Source organism: Janthinobacterium saanense, from assembly GCF_014200675.1.
In the GTDB taxonomy this organism is placed as follows: Bacteria; Pseudomonadota; Gammaproteobacteria; order Burkholderiales; family Burkholderiaceae_D; genus Janthinobacterium.
The window spans coordinates 43,765-67,968 of the sequence record NZ_JACHCI010000022.1 but is presented as its reverse complement, the minus strand read 5'-3'; the positions used below and the strand labels follow the sequence as shown (position 1 = coordinate 67,968).

Genomic DNA, 24,204 nt, shown 5'->3' with positions numbered 1-24,204 from the left:
GCTCCCTATTCAGCGTCGGGCTGCTGCGATGGGTGGGCGGCGGCAAAGGCTGGCAAGCTGTTGCAATGGGCAGCGATGCGCACCACGCTTGGATACGGGCCCATGTCGATCTCGAAGCGCTCGGCGTTGTACACCAGCGGCACCAGGCAGCAGTCGGCGATCGTAGCCGCATTGCCATGACAGAATATGCCATTTCCAGCTTCGCGTGCCAGCAACGCTTCCACGCTGGCCAGCCCTTCGCGCATCCAGTGGCGATACCACTCCAGCTTCACCTCTTCGGACAGGCCCAGCTCGCGCTTGAGATATGTCAGGACGCGCAAATTGGTCAGCGGATGGGTGTCGCCGGCAATCAGCATGGCCAGCGCCCGTACTGTGACGCGCCCCAGCGCATCGGATGGCAGCAGCGGCGTACCCGGATGTGTTTCGTCCAGGTATTCCATGATGGCCAGCGACTGCGTCAGGATGACACCGTCAACATCGAGCGAGGGCACCAGCGCCGCTGGATTGATGTCGCGGTAAGCTTGTTGCAACTGTTCGCCGCCATTGCGCAACAGATGCACGGGGATGCTGTCGTAAGCGACGCCCTTCAAATTTAAGGCGATGCGCAAACGATAGGAGGCCGAACTGCGAAAGTAGGTGTACAGCTTCATGGCAGCCTCCTGTCAGTTGCGGCCAGCGTACCGGACCACGGTTTGCTCGATGCTGCCAAAGATGCTGGCGCCCGCACTATCGCGCATCTGTATACGCACCGTATCGCCGAATTGCAAAAAGCCCGTTTTTGGCGCGCCGTGTTCGATGGTTTCATACATGCGCACTTCGGCCAGGCAGCAATAACCGACGCCGCCATGGGCGATGCTGGAACCGAACAGGCCGCCCTGCTTGTTCGACACCGTGCCCGAGCCGATGATGGTGCCGGCGCCCAGTTCACGCGTTTTGGCGGCGTGGGCGACCAGTTGCGCAAAGCTGAAGGTCATATCCTCGCCCGCATTCGGCTTGCCGAACGGCTGGTCGTTCAAGTCTACCAGCAGCGGCAGATGCAGCTTGCTGTCCATCCACTCAGCGCCCAACTCGTCGGGCGTGACGGCGACCGGAGAAAAGGCGCTGGCCGGTTTGGACTGGAAGAAACCAAAACCCTTGGCCAGTTCGCCGGGGATCAGATTGCGCAAGGAAACGTCATTGACCAGCATCAACAGGCGGATGGACTTGGCCGCCGTCGCGACGTCTGCCCCCATGGCCACGTCGCCCGTGATCACCGCCACTTCCGCTTCCAGGTCGATGCCCCACTCTTCCGACAAGGCAAAGATGGGGTCGCGCGGACCGACAAAACTGTCCGAGCCGCCCTGGTACATCAGCGGATCGGTGTAGAACGAGGCCGGCACTTCCGCATTGCGCGCCTTGCGCACCAGTTCCACATGGTTGATATAAGCCGAGCCGTCGGCCCATTGATAGGCGCGCGGCAACGGTGAATGGCACAGGCTGGCGTCAAAAGGCTGGGCGTGCGGCTCTTGGCCGGCGTTCAGGGCTGCGTAGACTTGCTCCAGCCGGGGCGCGATGGCTTCCCAGTCATCAAGGGCCGCTTGCAGGGTGGGCGCAATGGCAGCCGCACTCATATAGTGGCGCAGGTCGCGGCTGACGACGATCAGGGCGCCATCGCGGCGGCCGTTTTTCAGGGTGGCGAGTTTCATGGCATTCCTTGTTTTTCAATGACTAATTATGTGGGCGCATGCATCCATGCCGCATGCTTAGGCGCCCGGCGCGTTTGCGACCATTCTTCCAGCATCTCCCATTTGACGGCGTCCAGTTTGGCCATCATTTCCGGCGTGCCTACATTGGCCGCCAGTTCCAAACGGTGGCCATTGGGGTCAAAGAAATAGATAGACTGGAAGATGGTGTGATTGACGGGGCCCAGCACATCGATGCCGGCGGCCACCAGGCGCTCCTTGGCGGCCAGCAATTCTTCCATGCTGCCCACTTCCAGCGCCAGGTGCTGCACCCAGGCGGGCGTGTTGCGGTCGCGGTCCATCGCTGGCTGGGTCGGCAATTCAAAGAAGGCCAGCACATTGCCGTGGCCCGCATCGAGGAAGACGTGCATATAGGGGTCCGGCGCCTTGGTCGATGGCACCCGGTCTTCGGCGATTGCCAGCACGAAATGCATGTTCAGGTGCTTGACGTACCAATCGACGGTTTTTTTGGCATCGATGCAGCGATAGGCCACGTGATGGATTTGCTTGATGTTCATATGCTGTCTCCGATGTGTCAGTGCCGTTTTCCCAGCATTAGAAGTCAGTTCGAACTATCATACAAACAATATTTATCCATTCATTTATCGGATTTCCTGATGAGTCCAAGTTTACGCCAGATGCGCGCCCTCGTGGCGCTGGCCAAGACCGGCAGCTTTACGCTGGCGGCCGATTACCTGCACGTCACGCAGTCCGCCTTGAGCGGCTTGATCAAGGAACTCGAAAGCGTGCTCGGCCTGCGCGTGGTCGAGCGCAGCACGCGCAAGGTGCAACTATCGGACCTGGGCCGCGAACTGTATCCGCTGTTTGAAAAGATGATCGAAGACCTGGACGGCGCCATGGCCGGCATCGCCCAGCGCAAGGCCTTGAAGACTGGTTTGGTGCGCATTGCCGCGCCGCAAATGATGTCATGCACCTTGCTGCCCGAAGTGATCGCCGCCTACCGCGAGCTTCACCCCGAGGTGCAGCTGCGTCTGGTGGATTGCCCGGTGGAAAACGTGTCTGGCCGCGTCTTCAGCGGCGAAGTCGATCTCGGCATCGGGCCCGAGCGCGATGCTACGGCGGAAATTGCCGCCCAACCCTTGTTTGAAATGCCTTTCGTGCTGGTGTTTCCCGAACAGCACCCGCTGCATCACAAGGAGCGGGTAACCTGGGCCGACCTGAAAGACCATCCGTTTATTTCGCTGCAAGGCCAGTTCACGGAACGCTTGCTGCGCGATGTCTCCCTCAAACCGCATAACGAAGTCACCTTCATGACCACGGCGCTGGCCATGGTCAGCGCCGGGCTGGGCGTGACCGTCTGCCTGCCGTATGCCGAACCGATGGTCAAGCTGTACCGGCTGCAGATGCGCGCCTTGCACGAACCGGAACTGACGCGGCGCTTTTTCGTCTATACCAGGACAGGCAGGTCACTGTCGCCGGCGGCCGAGAGTTTTATCGCCTTTCTATTCCAGTTCGTGGAAACGCACGAGTGGAATCTCAGCGGTGCGCGAACAGAACAGAAACTTGCCAGCCTTCTATAATGGCCCATTCACGATTCCAGCCATCAGCAGACCCGCCATGACCCAGCCTGCCCCTGACTCCTTATCCGACATCGACGCCGCCACCATCGCCATCAACCAGCGCATGAACAAATTCGACGGCCATGCGCAAGTGTGGTTGTTCGGCTACGGCTCGCTGATCTACAAGGCCGACTTCCCCTATATCGAACGCCGGCCCGCCAGCATCACGGGTTGGACCCGGCGCTTCTGGCAAGGTTCGCATGACCACCGTGGCACGCCTATGGCGCCGGGCCGGGTCGCCACCATCGTGCCGCAGGCAGGCGCCGTGTGCGACGGCATGGCGTATCTGATCACGCCCGAAGTCTTTGCCCACCTCGACCATCGCGAAAAAAACGGCTATCTGCGCCTGTCGGCTGCCATCACCTTTGACGACGGCAGCAGCACCGAAGGCCTGGTCTACATCGCCAACGAAGAAAACGCGGCCTTTCTGGGCGCAGCCTCCGAACTGGACATCGCCCGCCAGATCGCCCGCGCGGCCGGTCCCAGCGGCCCGAACAGCGAATACCTGCTGCACCTGGCCCGTGCCCTGCGCGAACTGGGCAAGACTGACCCGCATGTGTTTGCCATCGAACGGCACCTGGCGCAATTATCCCATCCTGGCACAGCGGGCTGAACGGCAACACTACGCGTGCTCAGGCTGGCGGCAGCGCGCGCACTACCACGCGATTGCGTCCCGCATCCTTGGCGCCATACAGCGCGGCGTCGGCCAAGCGCAGCAGGGTATCAGCGCTGGCAGCGCTGGCGGCGCCCGGCGCCGGCTGGACTGCAACGCCGATGCTGATGGTGACCTTGCACGCCGGCGCGCCGGCATGCACGATGCCCAGCTCCTCGATTGCGCAGCGCAACGCCGTGCCGATCTGCAAGGCCTCCCGCGCATCGGTGTCGGGCAGCACGATTGAAAATTCTTCGCCGCCGTAACGGGCCACCAGGTCACCGGCGCGCCGCATGCCATCGCGCAGCGCATGCGCAACGCGGATCAGGCATGCGTCGCCAGCCTGATGCCCGTAGTGGTCGTTGTATCGCTTGAAATGATCGACATCGAGCATGATCAGCGAGAGCGGCTGCCCCGCGCGCGCCGAACGCGTCTGCTCGCGCCGCAGCACCTCGTCGAAATGGCGCCGGTTAGCCAGGCCCGTCAGGCCATCCGTCATCGACAGGGCCGCCAGCCTGCGGTTGGCGTCCTCCAGCTGCGCCGTACGCTCGGCAACGCGCCGTTCGAGGTTGTCGTGCAGCCTGGCGCTGGCGATCGAGATCATGGCCTGGGCGCCCAGCATGCGCAGGAAGGTCACGCGCTCCTGCGTAAACGGCGCATCGGCCAGCCGGTTCTCGAAGTAGAGGATACCGTCAATCTGGCCGCCGTGCCGGATCGGCAGGCACATCACGGCCCGCGCATGGTGCTGCAGGTAAGGATCGGCGGCAAAGCGTGACAGGCCCGTGACGCTGTCCTCGATCACTTCGGCGCCCGTGCGGACCAGGTAGCGCAGCAGCGACAACGGGAACTGCGGATCACTGGCCGCATCGAGGTCGACCCGGCGCGATTGCAGCACGGTGACGGCGTCGCCGTCGGTCTCGGCCTCCACATGGTAGGCGCCATCGGTCAGCAGGAGCAGGCGCGCCACCTGGGCGCCGGCGTTTTCGCAGACGATGGCAATCAGGCGCGCCAGCACCTTGCGCAGGCCTGTTTCATTCGACAGGATGGTAGCCGCCTTCATCAGCGACATCATGTCGAGCGCAGCGCCGCCATCCATCCGCACGCTGGCGTGCGCCGACGCCCTGGACGGCGGCGCAGCATGGCGCGCGCGCAGTTGCGCCACTTTGCCCTGCGCGCCCCACTGCTCGTAATAGGCAATCGCGTCGCCGATGAACACAGCCGCCACGCGCGGCTGCTGCTGTTCGAGCCAGCATTGGCCGCACAGCTCATTGCCCAGCGCCTGCAGATTCACGTAACCAGCCAGGCCGGCCGCATCGATCGCCTGCTGGTAGCAGCGCGTGGCCACCTGCAGTTCGCTGCGGTAGCGCGCCATCTCCGCCTGCACCAGCAGGTGCCTGGCGACACTGTGGTCCGAACCTTGCACGGCCCAGGCGACAAGGCTGCCGTGCAGCGCGTCGATTTTCTCCAGCAGGGCAGCGGCGTCGGCGCGCCCGCGGTCGCGCCGCAAGGCGCGGACCCAGATCAGCGCGGCATAGAAGCTCGACTCGACCACCTTGGCCTGGCCGCGCATGATGCCGGTGACCAGGAGCAGCTGCGCGGCCAGCTGCTCGGCGTCGGCAGTATCGAACAGGTAGGCGTCACGTATCTTCCCTTGCAGGAAATAGGCACGGTACAGCTGCGAATGGCCATACTGTTCCAGAAAGCCGGCCTCGCTGAACGAGGCATGGTCGTAGCTGCCGCGCTGCGGCAACAGCCCCATCAGGGATTTGATCGGCGCCACGGCGCCGGCGACGCAGCAGTCGGCCATGGCCTGCTGGCCGTTGGCCCGCATCAGCGCCATGTCTTGCTCGATATCGAGCAGCAACTGCGGCAAATGGTCACCCAGGATCAGCCGCTCGGTCGCGCGCACCGCCGCCACCAGGCCGACCTGGACAAAATCGCCGATTTCCAGCGCCCAGCCCATGGCCTCCTGGTACAGGGCGTCGGAGTGGCGCAGCGGCTGCGTCCAGTGGCTGGTCAGCGCGGCAAACATCAGGCCCGCCTGCGTGCGCGCCTGCAGATTGCTGCGGCGCCTGGCCAGCAGCAGCGCCATCGCGCCCACGGCATAGCCGCGCACCGCATCGCCGTCATACAGCGCAACAATCAACGCATAACCGACATAGGCAATGGCGCTGAAATCGCTGCTGCCGCCCTGCATGGACATACGCGTCATCGACACCACCATCAGGGCGCTGAGATCCTGCTGGCCCGCGTAGTAGCTGGACATCCACAGGCCATGCATCATCTGCATGGCCGCCAGGGCGGCGGCATCGGTCATGTCGCCGGCCGCCAGCAGGACGGCGGGTTCACGGGCGCCCGGCAAGCGCCCGAGCCCGACGCGCAGTTCGTCGAAGCGTGCTTTCAGCTGCGCCACCTCGTGCGGAATGTCCATGCCCAGTTGCGCCAGCGCTGCGCGCTGCACGGCGATGGCGTCCGGCAGGCGTCCCTGCAATTGATACTGGTGCGCCTGTATAGCGATGCAGCGCACCTGCTCCAGCGGCGTGCGGACGCGGGCGCGCACCAGGCAGTAGATCGCTTCGGAGGCATCGAACTGGCCGCACAGGTAGCTCGCCTCGGCCACGCCGAGCTGCAGGTCGAGCCACAGCCCGGCCGCGCTGCGCCAGGCATCGTCCGGCAGCAGTTCGAGCCCGGTGCGCATGTGAACCAGCATGGTCTGGAAGGCCGCGCAGCGCCGCGCCTTTTCGCCCGCCTGCAGGTTCAGTCCGGCCAGCTGCAGGCGCTCGCCCGCGTCGGCGAGCAGCGCGCGGCCGGCGTTGAGCTGCTCGACGATGTCGAACAGCCTGCCGTCGCGCTCCTGCCCGCCTGTTTGCGCCAGCAGCAGACGGCCTAGCAGCAAATGGCTGGCCGCCCGCGCCTGCTCGTCTGCCGCCAGGTAGGCGGCCTGCTGCACCCGGTCGTGCAGGAAACGATAGCCGCTGTCCAGGTCTACGGCGCCGTCGCCAGGCATGCCGTCGCGCCTGGCCAGCGGCTGGATCAGGCCGGCGTCCAGCGCCGGCGCCAGGTCTTGCAGCGCATGGGCGGGCGGGCGATCCATGGCCAGCGCCAGCGTGCCTAGCGTAAAGCAGTTGCCGCTCGACGCCGCCAGTTGCAGCAACTGCTGAGTGGCCGTGGGCAGGCGGCGGATTCTTTCCAGCAGCGCCTCGACCAGGTTGTCGGTATACCTGGCCTGCTCGATCGCCGCCAGGTCCCAGTCCCAGCAATCGTCCGCTGCCCGGTAGCGCAGATGGCCGTCATCGCTGAGCCCAGCGAGAAACTGCCTGAGGAAAAAGGGGTTGCCGGCCGTCTTCTGGTAGCAGATGCGGGTCAGCGCAGCGCAGTCGTCCACGGCCACGCGCACGGCGGCCGCCACCACCTGCCCCACCTGCACCTCGGTCAGCTCGCGCAGGGCCAGCGTCGTCACGCGCGCGCGGCAGCCAAGCAATTTGTTGCGCAGCGCGGCCAGCGGATGCGCGTCGCCAACCTCGTGGTCGCGGTAGGCGCCGATCAGCAGCAGGCCACTGCCCTTGCACGCATCGCCGGAAGCGCACGAGAGCATCAGCAGTTCGAGCATCCGCAGTGTCGCGCCATCGGCCCATTGCAAATCGTCGAGAAACAGCACCAGCGGCTGTCCGGATGCGACAAATACCTGGACGAAACGGGGAAACAGGCGGTCCAGGCGCAACTGAGCCTGGATCGGCGTGGCTGCCGGCGCCAGCTCGGTGGCACCCACGATCAGCGCCAGCTCGGGTATCAGTTCGACCATGGCGCCCAAGCCGCTGCCCAGGGCCTCGCGCAGCTTGCCGTCCCATAGGCGCAGCATTTCCGCGCTTTGCCCCAGCAACTGGTGCATCAGGGCCTGGAAGGCTTGCACCAGCGCCGCATACGGTACCTCGCGCTGCAACTGGTCAATTTTTCCGGACAAAAAATAAGCGCGCCGGTCGATAAGCGGCTGTTGCACTTCGCGCACCAGCGCCGATTTGCCGATGCCTGAATTACCGGCCACCAGCAGCATTTCGCAGGCACCGGCCGCACTGCGATCGAACGCCGCCAGCAGGCTGGCAACGGCATCGTCGCGGCCGCGCAGGGTCGACGGCACGACGAAGCGCCCGTCGTGCGCGGACAGTGCGCGGCACCCGACAGTCATGGGGGTGCGGCAGGCTGCCAGGTCTGCACGCAAGCCTTGCAGGCTCTGGTAGCGCTGCGCGGGATTTTTTTCCAGCAGGCGCTGGATAATCGGCAGCAATTGACCTGGCAGGTCGGCCAGCGCCGGATGCGACCAGTCCGGGCTGCGCGCCAGGTGGCAATGCACGAGCTCCATTTCGTCGTCCGCCTCGAACGGCGCCTGCCCCGCCAGCAACGCATAGAAGGTGGCGCCGAGCGCATAAAAATCGGCGCGGTAATCGACCCGCCGGTTCATGCGCCCCGTTTGTTCCGGCGCCATATAGCGCAGCGTGCCTTCCAGCGGGTAGCCACCGGCAGCATCCTGCCTGCCAGGCAGCGGTTCGCAGGCGACGCCGAAATCGATCAGCTGCAGCTGGCGCCGCCCGCCATGCCAGACCAGGTTCGACGGGTTGATGTCCCTGTGGATCAGGCCCTGCCGGTGCACCGCTTCCAGCGCGTCGCACAGCTGCAGCGCAATGTCGAAAAAATCATCGAGGTCCAGCGCCGGTTGCGCCGGCCCGGTGCGCGCAGTCAGGCCCTCTCGCACTACCTGGTCGAGCGCCCGGCCGCCGCTGTCTTGCAGGATCATGGCCCAGCGTCCCTCATGGCGCTGCAGCGCCAGTGCCTGCACGACGCCAGGATGGCTGCAACGGCGCGCCATGGCGTACTCGCGCTGAAAGCTGGCTACCTGTTGAAACGAAAGAAACTGCTGCTTGGGCACCTTGACGATCAAGGCGGCCCCATCGGTGCCCCTGGCGCGCCAGACCAGCGAACGGGCACCGCTGTGCAGCTGTTCAGTGACCTGGTAGTCGAAAAGAGAGCTCATGGGCTGAGTGCGGTGCGCTGATGATCTGGGGCTGCGGGGTTGCGATGTCGTTGTGACGCGATTCAATCAGCGCGCTACGTAAGCCTGCGATGCGAACAGCACGCGAATGGGATAGGCTCTATGGAAAAGTATTATACAGCAGTCATCGAAACTATTGTGTTCGTAGTCATTGCTGATAGTAATGAGCCGCCCCTATCCGACCGGATCGCCTTCCTGGCATGACACCGTCTTCCTATTCATCATCGACAGACATACATGACAAGTCAAATGACATCGATATCAAAAAACGAATGGTATCGATGTCATTTCACAGGACAAAATCTGGAAACCTGTCATAATGAACTCAATCGCGCTATCTGAAGCACGCTTTCAACAAAAAATGATATCGATATCATTATATGAGACACTACTTGCATACCCTATCTTGCCTGTCTGTGCGCCTACTGCAGGCAGCCCCCTGCCCGCAGCCAGGAGCATCCCATGCGTAAAAGCGAATCCAGCCTGACCATGGAAGACCTGGCCCTGCTGGCCGGCGTGTCCAAGATTACCGTTTCGCGGGCACTGCGCGACAGTCCTTTGGTCACGCCGGAAAAGCGCGCCAAGATCCGCCAGATCGCCCAGGAACAAGGCTACTTGCTGAATGTGAGCGCGCGCAATCTGCGCATGCGCCGCAGTTATTCGGTGGCCGTGGTGGTCGAGATGGCGCCAGACAAGAACCGCCCCATGTCGGGCCCCTACCCGCTGGAGTTATTGGGTGGCATCACCCAGGAATTGACGGCGGCCGGCTACAGCGTGGTGCTGACCTCGAAGCAATTGATGAACACGGCCCCAGTACAAGGCGCAGACGGCTTGATACTGCTGGGCCAGGGCTCGCACAACGAAGCCGTGCATTTCCTGCAAAAGGCCGGCTTGCCGCTGGTGGTCTGGGGCGCGCAAGAGCCTGGCGCCAACTACATCGTGGTCGGCAGCGACAACCGCAATGGCGGCGCCAGCGCTGCCGGGCGCTTGCTGGAACAAGGCCGCAAGCAAGTCATTTTCCTGGGCGACGTCGATCACGCCGAGATGCGCGAGCGCTGCGCCGGCTTCATCGATGCGGCCCACGGCCAGGCAAAAGTGCATATCGTGCGCCCGAAAGCGTTCACCTTCGAAGCGGGCTTCGACAGCGTGATGGCGCTGCTCAATAAAAACGGCGCCATCTACGACGGCCTGTTTGCCGTCAGCGATCTGCTGGCCATGGGCGCCATCCGCGCTTTGAGCGAAACAGGCTTGCGGGTGCCGGAAGACATTTCCGTGATCGGCTACGACAACACGCCCAGCGCCGCCAGCTTCATGCCGCCACTGAGCAGCGTGCACCAGTATCTGCACGACGGTGGCGTACTGCTGGCCCGCAAGATGCTGGGCCTGATCGAGGGCGAAAAAGTCACTTCAGAAATGTTGCCTACGACCTTGATGGTGCGCCAGACCTGAGCCCCATCGTCCCTGCTGCCCATCTTTTAATTACAAACACTAGCTGTTTTCATGTTCAACCGAACGCAAAAGGAATACACCGTGGTCTCGTCTGCCAAACTGCAACACACCTACCCGCTCGATGCCTGGAGCATCCGTGAAACATCGTTTGATACCCAATCGCATTTTCTCGACGAAACCCTGTTTGCGCTGGGTAATGGCTATATCGGCTTGCGCGGCAGCTATGAAGATGGTTACAGCGGACCGGCCAACACCACACTCGACGGCAGCTACCTGAACGGCTTCTACGAATCCGAAACCATCCATTACCCGGAAGCAGCTTACGGCCTGGCCAAGACCAACCAGTTCATGCTCAATGTACCCAATGGCAAAGGCATCAGCCTGTGGGTAGACGACGAGCGTTTCGACTTGCTGCACGGCACCGTTGAACAATACGAACGCAGCCTGGACTTCCGCACCGGCGTGCTGCAGCGCAAGGTGCTGTGGACCTCGAGCAAGGGCCAGCGCGTCTCCATCGCCAGCCGCCGCGTGGTGTGCTTCGAACACAAGCATTTGTACGCCATCGAATACACGGTGACGCCACTCAACTTCTCCGGCAAGGTGCGCCTCGTCGCCAGCCTGGACGGCGCCGTCAAGAATATCGAAGCGGGCGACGATCCCCGCATCGGCTCGGCCGTTTCCGGTCCGGCGCTGCAACTGGTCGACAGCGAACAGCAAGACGATTTTTCAGCGCTGCTGCACCACACCACCAACAGCGGCTTTGCGCTGGTCAGCGCCACCGCAAGCAAGCTGGACTATTCGGGTACGCATACGCTGCGCCTGCTGAAAAACGGCCAGCGCCTGGAACAATCCTACGAAGTGCAAGCCACCGAAGGCCAGGCCATCCGCCTGAGCAAGTTCGGCAGCTATTTCTCGTCGCGCGACTATCCTGCCGCCGAGCTGATGCAGCGCAGCCGCGACGTGCTGGCCCAGGCGCAAGCAACCGGTTTTGCCGAGCTGTTGCTGGAACAGGAACAATACCTGGCCAATTTCTGGCAACAAGCCGATGTGGAAATCGCGGGCGACGACGCCCTGCAACAAGGTATCCATTTCAACCAGTTCCATTTGCTGCAATCGGTCGGACGCGACGGCAAGACCAATATTTCGGCCAAGGGCGTCACCGGCGAAGGTTACGAAGGCCATTATTTCTGGGATACGGAAATTTATATCTTCCCGTTCTTCCTGTACAGCAAGCCTGAAATCGCCAAAAAACTGCTGGAATACCGTTACGCCGGCCTGGAGCAAGCGCGTCAACGTGCGCGCCAGATGTCGCACGAGCGCGGGGCGCTGTATCCATGGCGCACGATTGCGGGCGAGGAATGCTCGGCCTACTTCCCGGCCGGCACCGCGCAATACCATATCAACGCCGACATCGCCTATTCGATCAAGCTGTACTTTGAAGCGACTGGCGACGAGGATTACCTGGTCCGCTTCGGCGCTGAAATCCTGATGGAAACAGCCCGCATCTGGCTGGGCATCGGCAGCTACGACCGCGAAGGACGCTTCTGCATCAACCAGGTGACGGGACCGGACGAATACACGGCCTTGGTCAACAACAACTATTACACCAATGCCATGGCGCGTTTGCACCTGAACTTCGCCGCCGACGTGGCCGAGCGCATTGCCGCGACGCAACCGGAACAATTCGCCCGCATCGCCGCGCTGATGGCGCTGGACCATGCGGAACCGGCAGCGTGGCGCCGCGCCGCACAATTGATGAACCTGCCATACGATGCAGCGCTGCAAATCCACGCCCAGGATGACAGTTTCCTGTCCAAGAAAGTATGGGATTTCGCCAACACGCCGCAAGAAAAATACCCGCTGCTGCTGAACTATCACCCAATGGTGATCTACCGCCACCAAGTGTGCAAACAGGCCGACGTGGTGCTGGCCCTGCTGCTCCTCAGCGATGAGTTCTCAAAAGAAGACAAGAAACGCGACTTCGATTACTACGAACCCCTGACGACGCACGATTCCTCGCTGTCATCGTGCATCTACAGCATCATCGCGTCCGAGATCGGCTACCACGAGCAAGCTTACGATTTCTTCATGGAAACCGCGCGCCTGGACCTGGACAACACCCATGGCAACACCCACTACGGCGTGCACACGGCCGCCATGGCCGGTACCTGGATGGGCGTGGCCTACGGTTTCGCCGGCATGCGTGTAGTCAAAGGCGCGCTGCGCTTCGCCCCTACCCTGCCGGCCCAGTGGCAACACTACAGCTTCAAAATTCATTTCCAGGGCGCATTGCTGGAAGTACGGGTCGAACCGGGCCGCACCGAATACCGTTTGCTGCAAGGCGAAACACTGCGCCTGTCGCACCGTGGCGAAGAACTTGCATTGACATTGTCTGCGCCGCTGTTATCGCGCGCTTAAACCAAGGAAAACACCATGTCCAATACCCGATTCAAAGCCGTCATTTTCGACCTCGACGGCGTTATCACCGACACCGCCCATTACCATTTCCTGGCCTGGAAGCGGCTGGCCGACAGCCAGGGCGTGCCATTCGACGCCGCCTTCAACGAGCACCTGAAGGGCATAGACCGCATGGGCTCGCTGGACCTGATCCTGGCCTCGTCAGCCAAGCAATACACGGCGGCCGAAAAACTGGCGCTGGCCGATGAAAAGAATCTGCATTATCAGCAACTGATCGAAACCATGTCGGCCGACAACCTGCTGCCGGGTGCCGCACAGGCGCTGGCGACGGTGCGCGCGGCCGGCCTGAAAATCGGCCTGGCCTCGGTCAGCAAGAATGCCTTCACGGTACTCGAGCGGCTCGGCATCACAGGCGCCTTCGATTACGTAGTCGATGCAGCGCGCATCGCCAAGGGCAAACCGGACCCCGAGATTTTCCTGAAAGCTGCATCCGAGCTGGGCGTGTCGCCAGCCGACTGCCTCGGCGTAGAAGACGCGGTAGCCGGTGTGGCGGCCATCAAGGCGGCCGGCATGTACGCGCTCGGCATCGGCCTGCCGGCAGTGCTGACCCAGGCCGACCTGGTGATCCCGGGGCTAGACCAGTTCGACCTGCAGCGCTACCAGTAGCACGCAAGCGAGCCGCGCCAAATAAAACCAACAATAAAACAATAAAAAAAACCAAAATGATTATCCTACGGAGACACCGTGAAAAACAAACGCATATTCTGCATCCTGCTGCTGATCTACTTCGTCTTCGCCATCCTGCTCAACAGTGTCGGGACGGTGATTTTGCAAGTGATCGGCAACTATGGTGTCAGCAAGGCCAGCGCCAGCGTGCTGGAAGGGTTCAAGGATTTGCCGATCGCCATCGTGTCTTTCGTGCTGGCCTCCTTCCTGCCGCGCATCGGCTATAAAAAAGCCATACTGGCCGGGCTGGCCATCGTCACTGGCGCCTGCGTCGCGATGCCGCTGCTGCCTTCCTTCCTGACCACCAAGATGCTGTTTTTATGCACCGGCGTGGCGTTCGCGCTGGTCAAGGTGTCGGTGTATTCGACCGTGGGCCTGATCAGCAACGACCGCCGCCAGCACGCCAGCACCATGAATACGCTGGAAGGCTTTTTCATGATCGGCGTGCTCAGCGCCTATTGGCTGTTCGGCCACTTCATCGATTCGGGCGACCCGAAATCGCATAGCTGGCTGCAAGTGTACTGGGTGCTGGCAGCCTTGTGCGCGCTGACTTTCCTGCTGGTGCTGGCCACACCGTTTGACGAAAGGGGCGCACAATTGCCAGCCGGGCGCAGCATCGCCCAGGACTTCGCCGCCATGCTCAAGCTGTTCTTCAAGCCGCTGGTGTGCGTGTTCGTGCTGACCGCCTTCCTCTACGTGCTGATCGAACAAAGCGTGGGCACCTGGTTGCCAACCTTCAACAATGAAATCCTCAAGCTGCCCACCGCGATGAGCGTGGAAGTGACCAGTATTTTTGCCGCCTGCCTGGCGCTGGGACGTTTGTCGGCCGGCGTGCTGATGCGCAAGATAAATTGGTATCCGGTCATGAACGGCTGCGTCATCGGCATGGCTGCCATGGTGCTGCTGGCGCTGCCACTGACCCACGACGTAGTGCTCGACCCGCACGTGACTTGGGCCACGGCGCCGCTGGCAACCTTTTTGTTCCCCCTGATCGGCCTGTTCATGGCGCCTATCTACCCGGGCATCAACTCAGTCATGCTCAGTTCCCTGCCCAAGAACCAGCACTCGTCCATGACCGGCTTGCTGGTGATTTTCTCGGCCCTGGGCGGCACTACAGGCTCGCTGATCACCGGCTATGTCTTCGGCAACTTCAGCGGCCATTTCGCGTTTTACCTGACCCTGGTGCCGATCACGATAGTACTGGTCACCTTGTTCTTCTTCAAAAGAGCAGTCGATGGCAGCCCGGAAGTGTTACCAGAGCTGGTGCATTAAGCAAGCCATCAACCGTCATACGCCAGAGCTGTCAGGCGTATGACGGCTCTGGCATGACACCTGCGCCTGCAGTCAGAACAAGTTCAGCTGCCCTTCGCCGCCCCCTCGGGCACGCACACCCGGCGGTGGCACTACCAGCGGACGCCGGAACTGGGTGCTGTCGAGCTGCTTGAAACGGCCACCCTTGCCGTGCAGCCCCAGCCGGTGCACGGCTTTTTCAAAGCGCTGGCGTATCAAGTCAGCCCAGATGCCCTCGCCTTGCATGCGTGCGCCAAAGCTGCTGTCGTAATCCTTGCCGCCGCGCATCTCGCGTACCCTGTTCATGACCCGCTGCGCCCGCTCAGGAAAATGCGTTTGCAGCCATTGCTGGAAGAGTGGATTGACTTCCCAGGGCAGGCGTAGCACCACGTAATGGGCGTGGATGGCGCCTGCATCACGCACCGCTTCCAGCAGTTTTTCAATTTCCGGTTCCGTCACGAAAGGGATGATGGGCGCAATGCTGACGCCGACGGGAATACCCGCGTCCGTCAAGCTGCGGATGGTGCGCAGCCGCCGCGCCGGAGCTGCCGCACGCGGTTCCAGGGTACGCGCAATCGCCGGGTCCAGGGTCGTCATGGTGATGGCGACGGCCGCCAGGCGCTTGGTCGCCATCGGCGCCAGCAAGTCGATATCGCGTTCGATCAAAGACGACTTGGTGATCAGGCCCACCGGATGCGCGCATTCATCGAGCACTTCCAGCACCCGCCGCGTCAGCCGCCACTCTCGCTCGCAGGGCTGGTAGGCATCGGTATTGACGCCCAGCGCAATCGGTTCGGGCACATAACCGGGCTTGGCCAGTTCGCGCCGCAGCAGCTCGGGTGCGTTTTCCTTGGCGAAAATCTTGCTTTCAAAATCGAGCCCCGGCGACAGGCCCAGGTAGCTATGCGTCGGCCTGGCGAAGCAATAAATACAGCCATGCTCACATCCGCGGTATGGATTCAAGGAAACACTGAACGGCAAATCAGGGGATTGATTGCGCGTCAGAATGGTGCGCGCCTGCTCGGCCGTGACTTGCGTCTTCCAGGCCGCCGCTCCTGACTCTGGCTCTTGCCCATCACCATCCAGCACACCCCAGCCATCGTCGAAACCGTCACGCGCATGCACTTCATAGCGCCCCTGCAGATTGGAGACGGCGCCACGCCCCTTGCGCGCCTTCAGCGATGGCGGCGGCAACATGACTTGCCCGGCATCGTAGTCATCGTGTTCTGGAAGGAATGCTTTCATGAACGGCCTCATTTACTGTATATACATACAGTATACTATGCCGTTACAAACGCAAGATCAAGCGCTGTTCTTCAGCTTTTGCTTGATGCGCATCATCTGGAAGACTAGCGCTAAATGACTTTGGTCTGACGCAGCAATGGCCTGCCGCAAAATTGTTCGATCTGTTCAATCGCCGCCATCGCCGCCGCGTCAGAGAGGCCGATACCGAATGGGCAAGCCTTGGTGCTGGTGTAAAAGATCAGTCTTTCACCGCCCAGGCCGAGCATGGCCATCTTGCCATCCGCAGCCATGGGCAGGGGCAGCGGCTTGGGCTCAATAGCGATCAGGTCGCTGCACACAATCGCAGAGACAGTCGCCGTTCCAGCAGGCGTGCCGTCCTTGATCAAGACTGTCTCTTCTTTACCGAAGAGATTCCTGAACAGTACAGCACTCGCTAACAACACGAAGACAAGAATAACCGCCCCGGTTCCCAGCGCGCCCATACTCAATGTCATCAAACTATCGGCATTGTTTTTACCGTAAAGGCAAGGATTGCGAGCGCGAGCATGCACAGCAAGATTCCTTGGGCCCGGAGCGGCGCCGGCGATGTGATGTGCAGAATCGAATCGGTTTGTTGCATTGAACTACCTCTCCTTTGCCAGCGTCTGAACGCATCACAGTATGCGCGCCGACGATTATGGCATGTCCGGATCAGAGCGGCGATCGGATGCATGGGTCGCGATGGATTGCCTCAGGCTACTGCTTACGCTTTTTCCTTGGTAGGCATGACATAGCTCAACTGCTGCCCCACAAAGCCATCAAACGCCGCGATCAGGGGAACAAAGCGGGCTTCCTCATGCTCCAACTGCATCAGGGCATAACAAGTCGCTTCCAGGGTTGATAGCTGGTCCGGAGCATGCGCCTTGCGGATCAAATAGTGTGAATCGGGCGTATCGCGCAGCGGCAAACGCGGCAAGCGCTGCAGCTGGGGATTGAGATACAGCATCTTGCGGCTCTTGCGCCAAGTGGCGTCCAGCACCACCAGGCGCAATTGCGACAAGTCAGTCAAAATGGCAGGATCGAGTGCGGGTGGCGGTGCGATGCCCAAGGAACGGTCACCGGGGGTATCGGGATACAGCAAGACGTTATGCTTGCCAGATAGCAAGGTATCGAGGTCGTCGGGAGCGAAACTTTCGCCGGTCAGCAAACGGCTGTTGGGCAGGCTCAGGTGCAGCAAGCGGGCGCTGCCTTTGGCATTATGGACTTCCAGCGGATGCTGCAATATCAGCACTTCCACCGTATGTGGCACGGGAGCCACCCAGTGGCAGATGCAGCTGGAGGCAGCGCGCAGGCATGCGGGGCAGCGTGCGCGTTTATTCTGGTCGACGATGGTGGTGCTGATATTGCTGCGGGTCATGGCGGAGCGCTTGCTGTGTTTTCAAGCCGCGATTGTAGCGCCCGCGCCATGCCGGGGTGACAGTATCTATCGTTTAAATTGGCTGATTAAAACTCTTCCCACTCGTCATTGCCGGAAGCGACTGGGGCTTTTGCCTTGCGGACACCCGCCACGTCGAGCTGCGTCACCGTTGCCTGTGGAGCGGACACAGAAGGCCGCATAGGCACAGCTGGCCGCGTGCTGTGGCGTAGCTGCGCCTGCGCGGCATCAAGCTTGAACACGCCCACCACCTCGGCCAGGCGCGCCGATTGTTCCTGCATCGCTTCGGCCGCCGCAGCCGCCTGCTCGACCAAGGCCGCATTTTGCTGCGTCACCTGGTCCATCTGGACTATGGCCTGGTTGACTTGTTCGATGCCGGCCCGCTGCTCGTCGCTGGCGTCCGTGATGTCGTTCATGATCTGCGTCACGTGGTTGATGCTTTGTACGATCTCGTCCATGGTGTGGCCTGCCTTGTCCACCAGTTGCGAACCGGCTTCGACTTTTTGCACGGAATCGTTGATCAAGTCCTTGATTTCCTTGGCGGCCTGGCTTGACCGTTGCGCCAGGTTGCGCACTTCCGTCGCCACCACGGCGAAGCCACGCCCCTGCTCGCCCGCGCGCGCCGCTTCGACGGCGGCGTTCAGCGCGAGGATATTGGTCTGGAAGGCAATCGCGTCGATCACGCTGATGATGTCGACGATCTTGCGCGAGGAAGCATTGATGGAACCCATGGTGCTGACCACGTCCGACACCACGGCGCCGCCACGGCTGGCAATGCTGGCCGCATCGATGGCCAACTGGTTGGCGCTGCGGGCATTCTCGGCATTGCGTATCACGGTGGAGGTGAGCTCTTCCATGGATGAGGCTGTTTCTTCCAGGGAACTGGCCTGCTCTTCCGTGCGCGACGACAAGTCCATATTGCCGGCAGCGATTTCACTGGACGCCGTGCTGATGGAATCGGTGCCCACGCGTACCTGGCCGACGATGCTGACCAGCTTGTCGTTCATGTTCTTCAGCGCGTGCATCAATTGCCCCGTTTCATCGCGGCTTTGCACCTCGATCTGGCTGGTCAGGTCGCCCGTCGCCACCGCCTCGGCCACTTGCACGGCCCGCGTGATGGGGCGCGTAATCGAGCGCGTGATCCAGTAAGCGCAAGCGATGCCCAGCAAGATGGCCGCCACGCCCAGCGAGACCAGCAGCAAGCGGCCGCTTTCGTAGCGGGCACGGATCTGCTCGGCAGTCACGTCCAGCAAGCGCGTTTCCAGCGCGGCCAGCTTGCTCAAGGCGCCCAGATAGACATCGCGTTTGAGCGCCATGTCGCCATCAAACAATTGCTTGCCCAGCGCCAAGTCGCCCGCGCTCTTGGCCTTGAAGACATTCTTGCGCACTTCGGTGTAGGTCTTGCGCGCAGCCAGGACTTCCTGATACAAGGCTTTTTCTTCCGCGTTCAGCTGGCTTTTTCCGATATCTTCCTGGATTTCCGTCGCCCTGGCGGATGAGGCCGTCATTTCTTTTTCGAATTGTTTTTGATCTTCGGGATCGCTGACTTTCCAGGCGGCCACGGTGCGCGCCGCATTGACTTCGATCACCTTGGTCCACTCGCTGATCAGGCGCTCGTTGCGCACCTTGACGGTGATCAGCTCATCCGTTTCCCTGCTGGCGCCCTGCATCTGCACGATGCCCACCACGGTGAGGGTAGTCAATAGCAACAATACGGCGGCAAAACCGCCGCCCAGGCGCACGCCAATCTTGAGGTTTTTCATTGCGTGATCCCTATCTGAAAGAAAGAAACAAAACCGCTACAAGGCAAAAGCTGCCCTGTCGTCGATTGTGAGCGCATCAGATAGGCATTGCAAGAAAGGACATGCAGAAAAGCAACAGCGCGGATAAGCTGCCGGGCAACGCGCCCAGCTTAGTCTTGCTTCACATAAATCAACTTCGAGGTATCGAAACCCAGGCTTTGCGCCTTGGCGATCAGACGCTGCTGCAGGGCAGCATCCATGGTGGGCGTGCGCGACAGCAGCCAGAAATAGGACTTGTCGGGGCCGCTGATCATGGAATAGCTGTAGTCCTGCTGGTCCAGGTTAAAGACGATGTAGGAGCCATAAAAGGGGCCGAAAAACGACACTTTCAAGTAACCGACATCTTTCTTGTCGACAAAATACGCCTTGCCTTCTGCCTCTTTCCAGGTGTTGCTGCCATCGTTGTAACCACGGTTGAGCACCTTCAGGCCGCCGTCCTGGCGCACGCTGTAGTCGGCCGTCACATGGCTGAGCCCGCGTTCGAAGGAATGGTCGAGGCGTGCGATTTCATACCATTTGCCCAGATACTTGGTGGTGTCGAAATGACTGACAGGATGGATATTGTCGGGCCGGCCCACACAGCCGCCCAGTAAAACCAGACTCAGGAACAGCAGCTTTTTCACGGTAAGCTCCAGGATTGTTTGACTGGCAATTATAGAGGATCAGTCATGCCCGCTGGCCGTGCCCAGCATTTCGTCGAGCTGCGCCAGCGTGCCCTGGTCCTTGACGACGGCGCGCAGCCACAGATGCAGCGGCATCTCGCCCCAGCTGGCAGCCTTGTCGGCCAGGTAGGCGACGGGGCTGTGCGGCTCGGTGCGGCGGAAGAAATCGGCCACCTGGCGCAACTGGGCCAGCGCCTGATGCCGCTGCAGCAGGGCGCTGCCATTGCCGGTCGCCGGCGCGGCGCCAGGCAAGGTGCCAGACAAGGCGCCGGGCAGCTCGGTCCCCGGCAGCAAGGGAGAAATAAAATGGATGGCGTTTTCCAGCGCTTCGCGGGCGGCGCGAAAACTCGGGCCATCGGCGCCCACGCGGGCATCGACGCAGCGTTCCAGCGCCAGCAGCGACTGCATGCAATAGCGCGCATCCGCCAGCAAGCCATCGGTATAGGCGCGCGTATTGCGCTGGCGCGCCGTCTCCATCTGCGCCAGGGTCACGCCCTCGTCGCGGCGCGTCTCGCCCCAGCCTTCCGACGCGGCCTGCGCCTGGCTGGCCGCTGCGCGCTGGCGGGCGGCATCGAAATCCTGCAGCGAAAACTGGCCTTCGGCACCATCGGTCAAGGGAATCTCGCGCACCAGCTGCGGCGTGCGCGTCAACAGCCAGAACAGATTGCCGATGCGCTGTTCCTGGTCGCCTTCCTCGGCCAGCGGAAACAGGCCGTCCCAGTACTGTTCGCACAGCCCCGCCAGCAAGGCATAGCCGTCGCCGAGGCCGCGAAAGTGGCGGGTACGCGCATGCGCTTCGGCCAGCCAGACGGCCACCCGCAAATCCTTGCTGTGCGAGGCAATCAACTGTTCGCAGCGCGTGGCCACGAAGGGCCAGTCGGCTTCCTTCAGCGCCACCACCCATTCACCCTGGTCCAGGCTGGGGTCATCATGCTGGCGCGCGCGGGCGACAACATCAAGCTCCTGGCTGAAACTGATATCCTCGCCACAGGGATGCACGGCGCTGACGGGCAACAGCAACTGATCGAGATTGAACATGGCGCTCTCCGAAGAATGTCTTTATTTGATCGTGTATTTGAACTGGCCTGATTTATTGGCGCCCACGCGGATGCTGGTGATCGGCTCGCCGCCAGCCATGCGTACCAGTACCGCTTCGGCGATCTCGGGCAGCACGCTGCCGTTGAGGATCTGGTCCACATTGCGGGCGCCCGAATCGACTTCGGTGCAGCGCGCCAGCACCGCTTCGACCAGGGCCTCGTCATGGCTGAACTGCGCCTGGTGGTTGTGCGCGATGCGCCGGCCGATGCGCGCCAGTTTCAGGGTGATGATACGGACCAGCACCGCATCGTTGAGGGGATAGAAAGGCAGCACTTTCAATCGGCCCAAAAAGGCAGGCTTGAAATGCTTGACCAGCTGCGGGCGCACCAGCTCTCCCAGTGCCTGCGGCGTGGGCAAGTTCTCGGCCGGCTGGTTCAGACAGGCAGCCATCATCGCCGCAGAACCCAAATTCGAGGTGGCGATGATGACGGTGTTGCGGAAGTCGATTTCACGTCCTTCGGCGTCATCGAGCACGCCCTTGTCGAATACCTGGAAGAACAGTTCCAGCACATCGGGATGGGCTTTCTCGGCCTCGTCCAGCAGCACCACGCTATACGGCTGGCGGCGCACGGCTTCGGTCAGCACGCCGCCCTCGCCATAACCGATATAACCGGGTGGCGAGCCTTTCAGGCCGGCCACGCTGTGCGCTTCCTGGTACTCGCTCATATTGATGGTGATCAGCTTGCGCTCGCCGCCATACAGCAAGTCGGCCAGGGCCAGCGCCGTCTCCGTCTTGCCCGTGCCCGACGGCCCCGTGAACAGGAACACGGCTTGCGGCTTGTTCGGATCATCGAGGTTGGCGCGCGCCGTACGCACGCGCTGCGCGATCGCCTCCATCACATGATCCTGCCCCAGGATGCGCTCGCGCAGCGCGGCGCCCAGGGTCAGCACGGTGCGGATGTCATCCTTGACCATCTTGCCCAGCGGGATACCGGTCCAGCCGGCGACGATACCCGCCACGACTTGTCCATCGACTTCCAGCGGCGCCAGCGGCGACTCGCCCTGCAAGGCCGCCAGTTCTTCTTTCAGCGCCAGCAAACGGGCCGCGCCATCTTCACCCGGCCGTTCACCTTGCAGCCCGCTGCGCAATGCGGCAATCTGTTCGACCAGTGTTTTTTCACGCTCCCAGCGCTGCGCCAGCGCCGCCACCGTGGCCTGTCCCTGTTCACGCTCGCCGCGCAGCACGAGCAGGCGCGCAGCAGCGCCACGGCTGTCACCGTCAAGCTGCTCGCGTTCCAGCGCGGCGATTTCCGTAGCCACCCTTTCAAGCTGGCGGCTGGCGTTTTCCAGCTGGGCCGGCGTGGCGCTCTGGCCCAGCGCCACCTTGGCGCAGGCCGTATCGAGCACACTGATGGCCTTGTCGGGCAGCTGGCGTCCGCTGATGTAGCGGTGCGACAAACGCACCGCATCGGTGATGGCTTCATCGCGCACGCGCAGATTGAAATGGCGCTCCATCAGCGGCGCCATCGCGCGCAGCATGGCGCAGGCGATTTCTTCACTCGGCTCTTCCACCTTGACGACCTGGAAGCGGCGCGCCAGGGCCGCATCTTTTTCAAAATACTTTTTATATTCACTCCAGGTGGTGGCGGCGATGGTGCGCAGCGCACCGCGCGCCAGCGCAGGTTTCAGCAGGTTGGCCGCATCGTTCTGCCCCGCCTGGCCGCCCGCGCCTATCATGGTGTGCGCCTCGTCGATGAAGAGGATGATGGCATGCGGGCTTTTCGCCACTTCATCGATAACGTTTTTCAGCCGGCTTTCAAACTCGCCCTTGACGCTGGCGCCGGCCTGCAGCAGCCCCATGTCGAGCGTGTGGATGTGCGCGCCCTGCAGCACTTCGGGCACGTCGCCGGCAGCGATGCGCAAGGCCAGGCCTTCCACCACGGCCGTCTTGCCCACGCCAGCCTCGCCCGTGAGGATGGGATTATTCTGGCGCCGGCGCAGCAAAATATCGACCGCCTGGCGGATTTCATTTTCGCGGCCGATCACGGGATCGAGCTTGCCCTCGCGCGCCAGCTGCGTCAGGTCGGTGGTGAACTGGTCCAGCGCCGGCGTTTTTGCGGCCAGCGCCGTGAGACCATCGACCGGCGTTATGGAAGCTTCTGCTACCGACGGCGTATCCTCATCTGATCCTGCCGTCAGCTTGTCCGGATAATGCTTCAGCTGTTCCACGCTGAAGCGCGCAAACAGTTTGGAACTGCGATAGGCCAGCTGCGACAATTCCGGCTCCGTCAGCAAGGCCAGCAGCACATGGCGGCTGCGGATGGCGGCCGGCTGCGCCGTGCCCAGCGAGGCAATCAGCCAGGCGTGTTCGAACAGCAGCGGCAGATGGGGCGAGAACACGGGCGTGCGCGCACTGCCTGTCTTGAAGCCGCCGATTTCGCGGCGCAAGTCTGCTTCCAGCGCCGACAGGCTGATTTCGCTGCGGCGCGCAATGACGACGAAGTCGCTGCGTTCCTGCTCCAGCAAGGCCAGAAACAGGTGTTCGATATCGACTTCATACTGGCCCAGCCCCACGCAGATGGACGCGGCGCGCGTGGCGGCCGTGCGCAGAGTGTCATTCAATTTGGCGATCAGGGTCTTGAGATTGGCGCTCATGCAGAAACTCCCTTGCGGTTGATCGAATAGCGCAGCGAGGATGGCTGCAGCACGGCGTCGAAATTGACGGCCTCGCAGGCGGGAAAAACGGCCAGGGTGCCGCTGATGACAAAGCTGACCCGGTTGATCGAGCCCGCTTCGCGTTCCAGACGGGCGCGCACATTGCGCAGGCGCGGCTCATGGCGCTCGATGGCCGCCTTCAGGCAAGCGCAGATGCGGGCCCGGTCATCGCTGCTGGACAAACACATGCCGGCAAAATCGATCAAGCCATAATTGACGATGGAGGCGGCGCATTCGGGATAGTCGTCGAGCGCGCCAGCAGGCAGCGCCACGCGGGTGTTGAGCAATTCTTCGAGGTCGCGCGCCACCGCGTCTTTCAGCTGCTCCAGCGACAAACGCAGCACCACGCCGCCTGGCGCCGCTGCTACGGCTGCGCCCTCACCCATCAGGCGGTCAAACAATCCGGGAATATAGGTAGGCAACTGAGCCTGCATGTGCACACTCCTCA

18 protein-coding genes are annotated in these 24,204 nt (G+C 62.0%); 6 read left to right on the top strand and 12 right to left on the bottom strand.

The features are described 5' to 3' along the window. Positions 1-5: 5 nt before the first annotated feature. Genes maiA through HDE72_RS23265 form a run of 3 tightly spaced genes read right to left on the bottom strand, consistent with a single transcriptional unit; the run spans position 6 to position 2,239 of the window. Positions 6-650 carry a maleylacetoacetate isomerase gene (maiA, locus tag HDE72_RS23275; RefSeq protein ID WP_183746594.1) on the bottom strand — a complete coding sequence of 215 codons (645 nt, stop codon included), beginning with the start codon at positions 648-650 and terminating at the stop codon, positions 6-8. Between the two features lie 12 nt (positions 651-662). Continuing rightward, positions 663-1,685, bottom strand: a complete 1,023-nt coding sequence (locus tag HDE72_RS23270) for a fumarylacetoacetate hydrolase family protein (protein WP_183746591.1) — start codon at positions 1,683-1,685, stop codon at positions 663-665. A gap of 26 nt (positions 1,686-1,711) precedes the next feature. Beyond that, entirely contained in the window at positions 1,712-2,239 is a 528-nt protein-coding gene (locus HDE72_RS23265) for a VOC family protein (protein WP_183746588.1), read from the bottom strand. A gap of 99 nt (positions 2,240-2,338) precedes the next feature. On the opposite strand from HDE72_RS23265, the gene HDE72_RS23260 reads away from it, so the two are divergent. Together HDE72_RS23260 and HDE72_RS23255 are read left to right on the top strand one after the other, a co-directional pair. Next, on the top strand, positions 2,339-3,262 hold the full coding sequence (locus tag HDE72_RS23260) for a LysR family transcriptional regulator (protein WP_183746584.1): 924 nt from the start codon (positions 2,339-2,341) through the stop codon (positions 3,260-3,262). Between the two features lie 70 nt (positions 3,263-3,332). Then, positions 3,333-3,914 carry a gamma-glutamylcyclotransferase gene (locus tag HDE72_RS23255; RefSeq protein ID WP_183746684.1) on the top strand — a complete coding sequence of 194 codons (582 nt, stop codon included), beginning with the start codon at positions 3,333-3,335 and terminating at the stop codon, positions 3,912-3,914. 19 nt (positions 3,915-3,933) lie between these two features. Here the strand turns inward: HDE72_RS23255 and HDE72_RS23250 are convergent, their stop codons facing one another. Continuing rightward, positions 3,934-8,979, bottom strand: coding sequence for a diguanylate cyclase (locus HDE72_RS23250; protein WP_183746581.1), 5,046 nt, complete (start codon positions 8,977-8,979; stop codon positions 3,934-3,936). A gap of 480 nt (positions 8,980-9,459) precedes the next feature. Here HDE72_RS23250 and HDE72_RS23245 point away from each other — a divergent pair, with 480 nt between their 5' ends. The 4 genes from HDE72_RS23245 to HDE72_RS23230 all read left to right on the top strand — a co-directional run bounded on the left by HDE72_RS23245 (position 9,460) and on the right by HDE72_RS23230 (position 14,862). Beyond that, on the top strand, positions 9,460-10,446 hold the full coding sequence (locus HDE72_RS23245) for a LacI family DNA-binding transcriptional regulator (RefSeq protein ID WP_260176882.1): 987 nt from the start codon (positions 9,460-9,462) through the stop codon (positions 10,444-10,446). A gap of 51 nt (positions 10,447-10,497) precedes the next feature. Then, on the top strand, positions 10,498-12,864 hold the full coding sequence (locus HDE72_RS23240; RefSeq protein ID WP_183746578.1) for a glycoside hydrolase family 65 protein: 2,367 nt from the start codon (positions 10,498-10,500) through the stop codon (positions 12,862-12,864). A 15-nt stretch (positions 12,865-12,879) separates the two neighbouring features. Continuing rightward, a complete protein-coding gene (gene pgmB, locus HDE72_RS23235) occupies positions 12,880-13,530 on the top strand; it encodes a beta-phosphoglucomutase (RefSeq protein WP_183746575.1) in 651 nt (216 codons plus the stop codon). Between the two features lie 78 nt (positions 13,531-13,608). Further along, the gene (locus tag HDE72_RS23230; protein WP_183746572.1) at positions 13,609-14,862 is read left to right on the top strand and encodes an MFS transporter; all 1,254 of its coding nucleotides are present in this window, start codon (positions 13,609-13,611) and stop codon (positions 14,860-14,862) included. 72 nt (positions 14,863-14,934) lie between these two features. On the opposite strand, the gene HDE72_RS23225 is transcribed toward HDE72_RS23230, so the two are convergent. From HDE72_RS23225 to tssE, 8 genes are all read right to left on the bottom strand, one after another. Beyond that, on the bottom strand, positions 14,935-16,077 hold the full coding sequence (locus HDE72_RS23225) for a PA0069 family radical SAM protein (RefSeq protein ID WP_183746678.1): 1,143 nt from the start codon (positions 16,075-16,077) through the stop codon (positions 14,935-14,937). Between the two features lie 158 nt (positions 16,078-16,235). Then, complete coding sequence (locus HDE72_RS23220; RefSeq protein ID WP_183746569.1) at positions 16,236-16,676, bottom strand: hypothetical protein; 441 nt, start codon at positions 16,674-16,676, stop codon at positions 16,236-16,238. 191 nt (positions 16,677-16,867) lie between these two features. After that, the gene (locus HDE72_RS23215; protein WP_183746566.1) at positions 16,868-17,521 is read right to left on the bottom strand and encodes a tRNA-uridine aminocarboxypropyltransferase; all 654 of its coding nucleotides are present in this window, start codon (positions 17,519-17,521) and stop codon (positions 16,868-16,870) included. An 86-nt stretch (positions 17,522-17,607) separates the two neighbouring features. Beyond that, positions 17,608-19,302, bottom strand: coding sequence for a methyl-accepting chemotaxis protein (locus tag HDE72_RS23210; RefSeq protein WP_183746563.1), 1,695 nt, complete (start codon positions 19,300-19,302; stop codon positions 17,608-17,610). Positions 19,303-19,451: 149 nt separating this feature from the next. Beyond that, the gene (locus tag HDE72_RS23205; RefSeq protein ID WP_183746559.1) at positions 19,452-19,964 is read right to left on the bottom strand and encodes a lipocalin family protein; all 513 of its coding nucleotides are present in this window, start codon (positions 19,962-19,964) and stop codon (positions 19,452-19,454) included. Between the two features lie 39 nt (positions 19,965-20,003). Further along, positions 20,004-21,041, bottom strand: coding sequence for a type VI secretion system protein TssA (gene tssA / locus HDE72_RS23200; protein ID WP_183746556.1), 1,038 nt, complete (start codon positions 21,039-21,041; stop codon positions 20,004-20,006). Positions 21,042-21,062: 21 nt separating this feature from the next. After that, positions 21,063-23,696 carry a type VI secretion system ATPase TssH gene (gene tssH, locus HDE72_RS23195; protein WP_183746540.1) on the bottom strand — a complete coding sequence of 878 codons (2,634 nt, stop codon included), beginning with the start codon at positions 23,694-23,696 and terminating at the stop codon, positions 21,063-21,065. Continuing rightward, positions 23,693-24,178 carry a type VI secretion system baseplate subunit TssE gene (gene tssE / locus HDE72_RS23190; protein WP_183746675.1) on the bottom strand — a complete coding sequence of 162 codons (486 nt, stop codon included), beginning with the start codon at positions 24,176-24,178 and terminating at the stop codon, positions 23,693-23,695. Before tssE ends, tssH begins: the two co-directional genes overlap by 4 nt. Positions 24,179-24,204 lie beyond the last annotated feature (26 nt).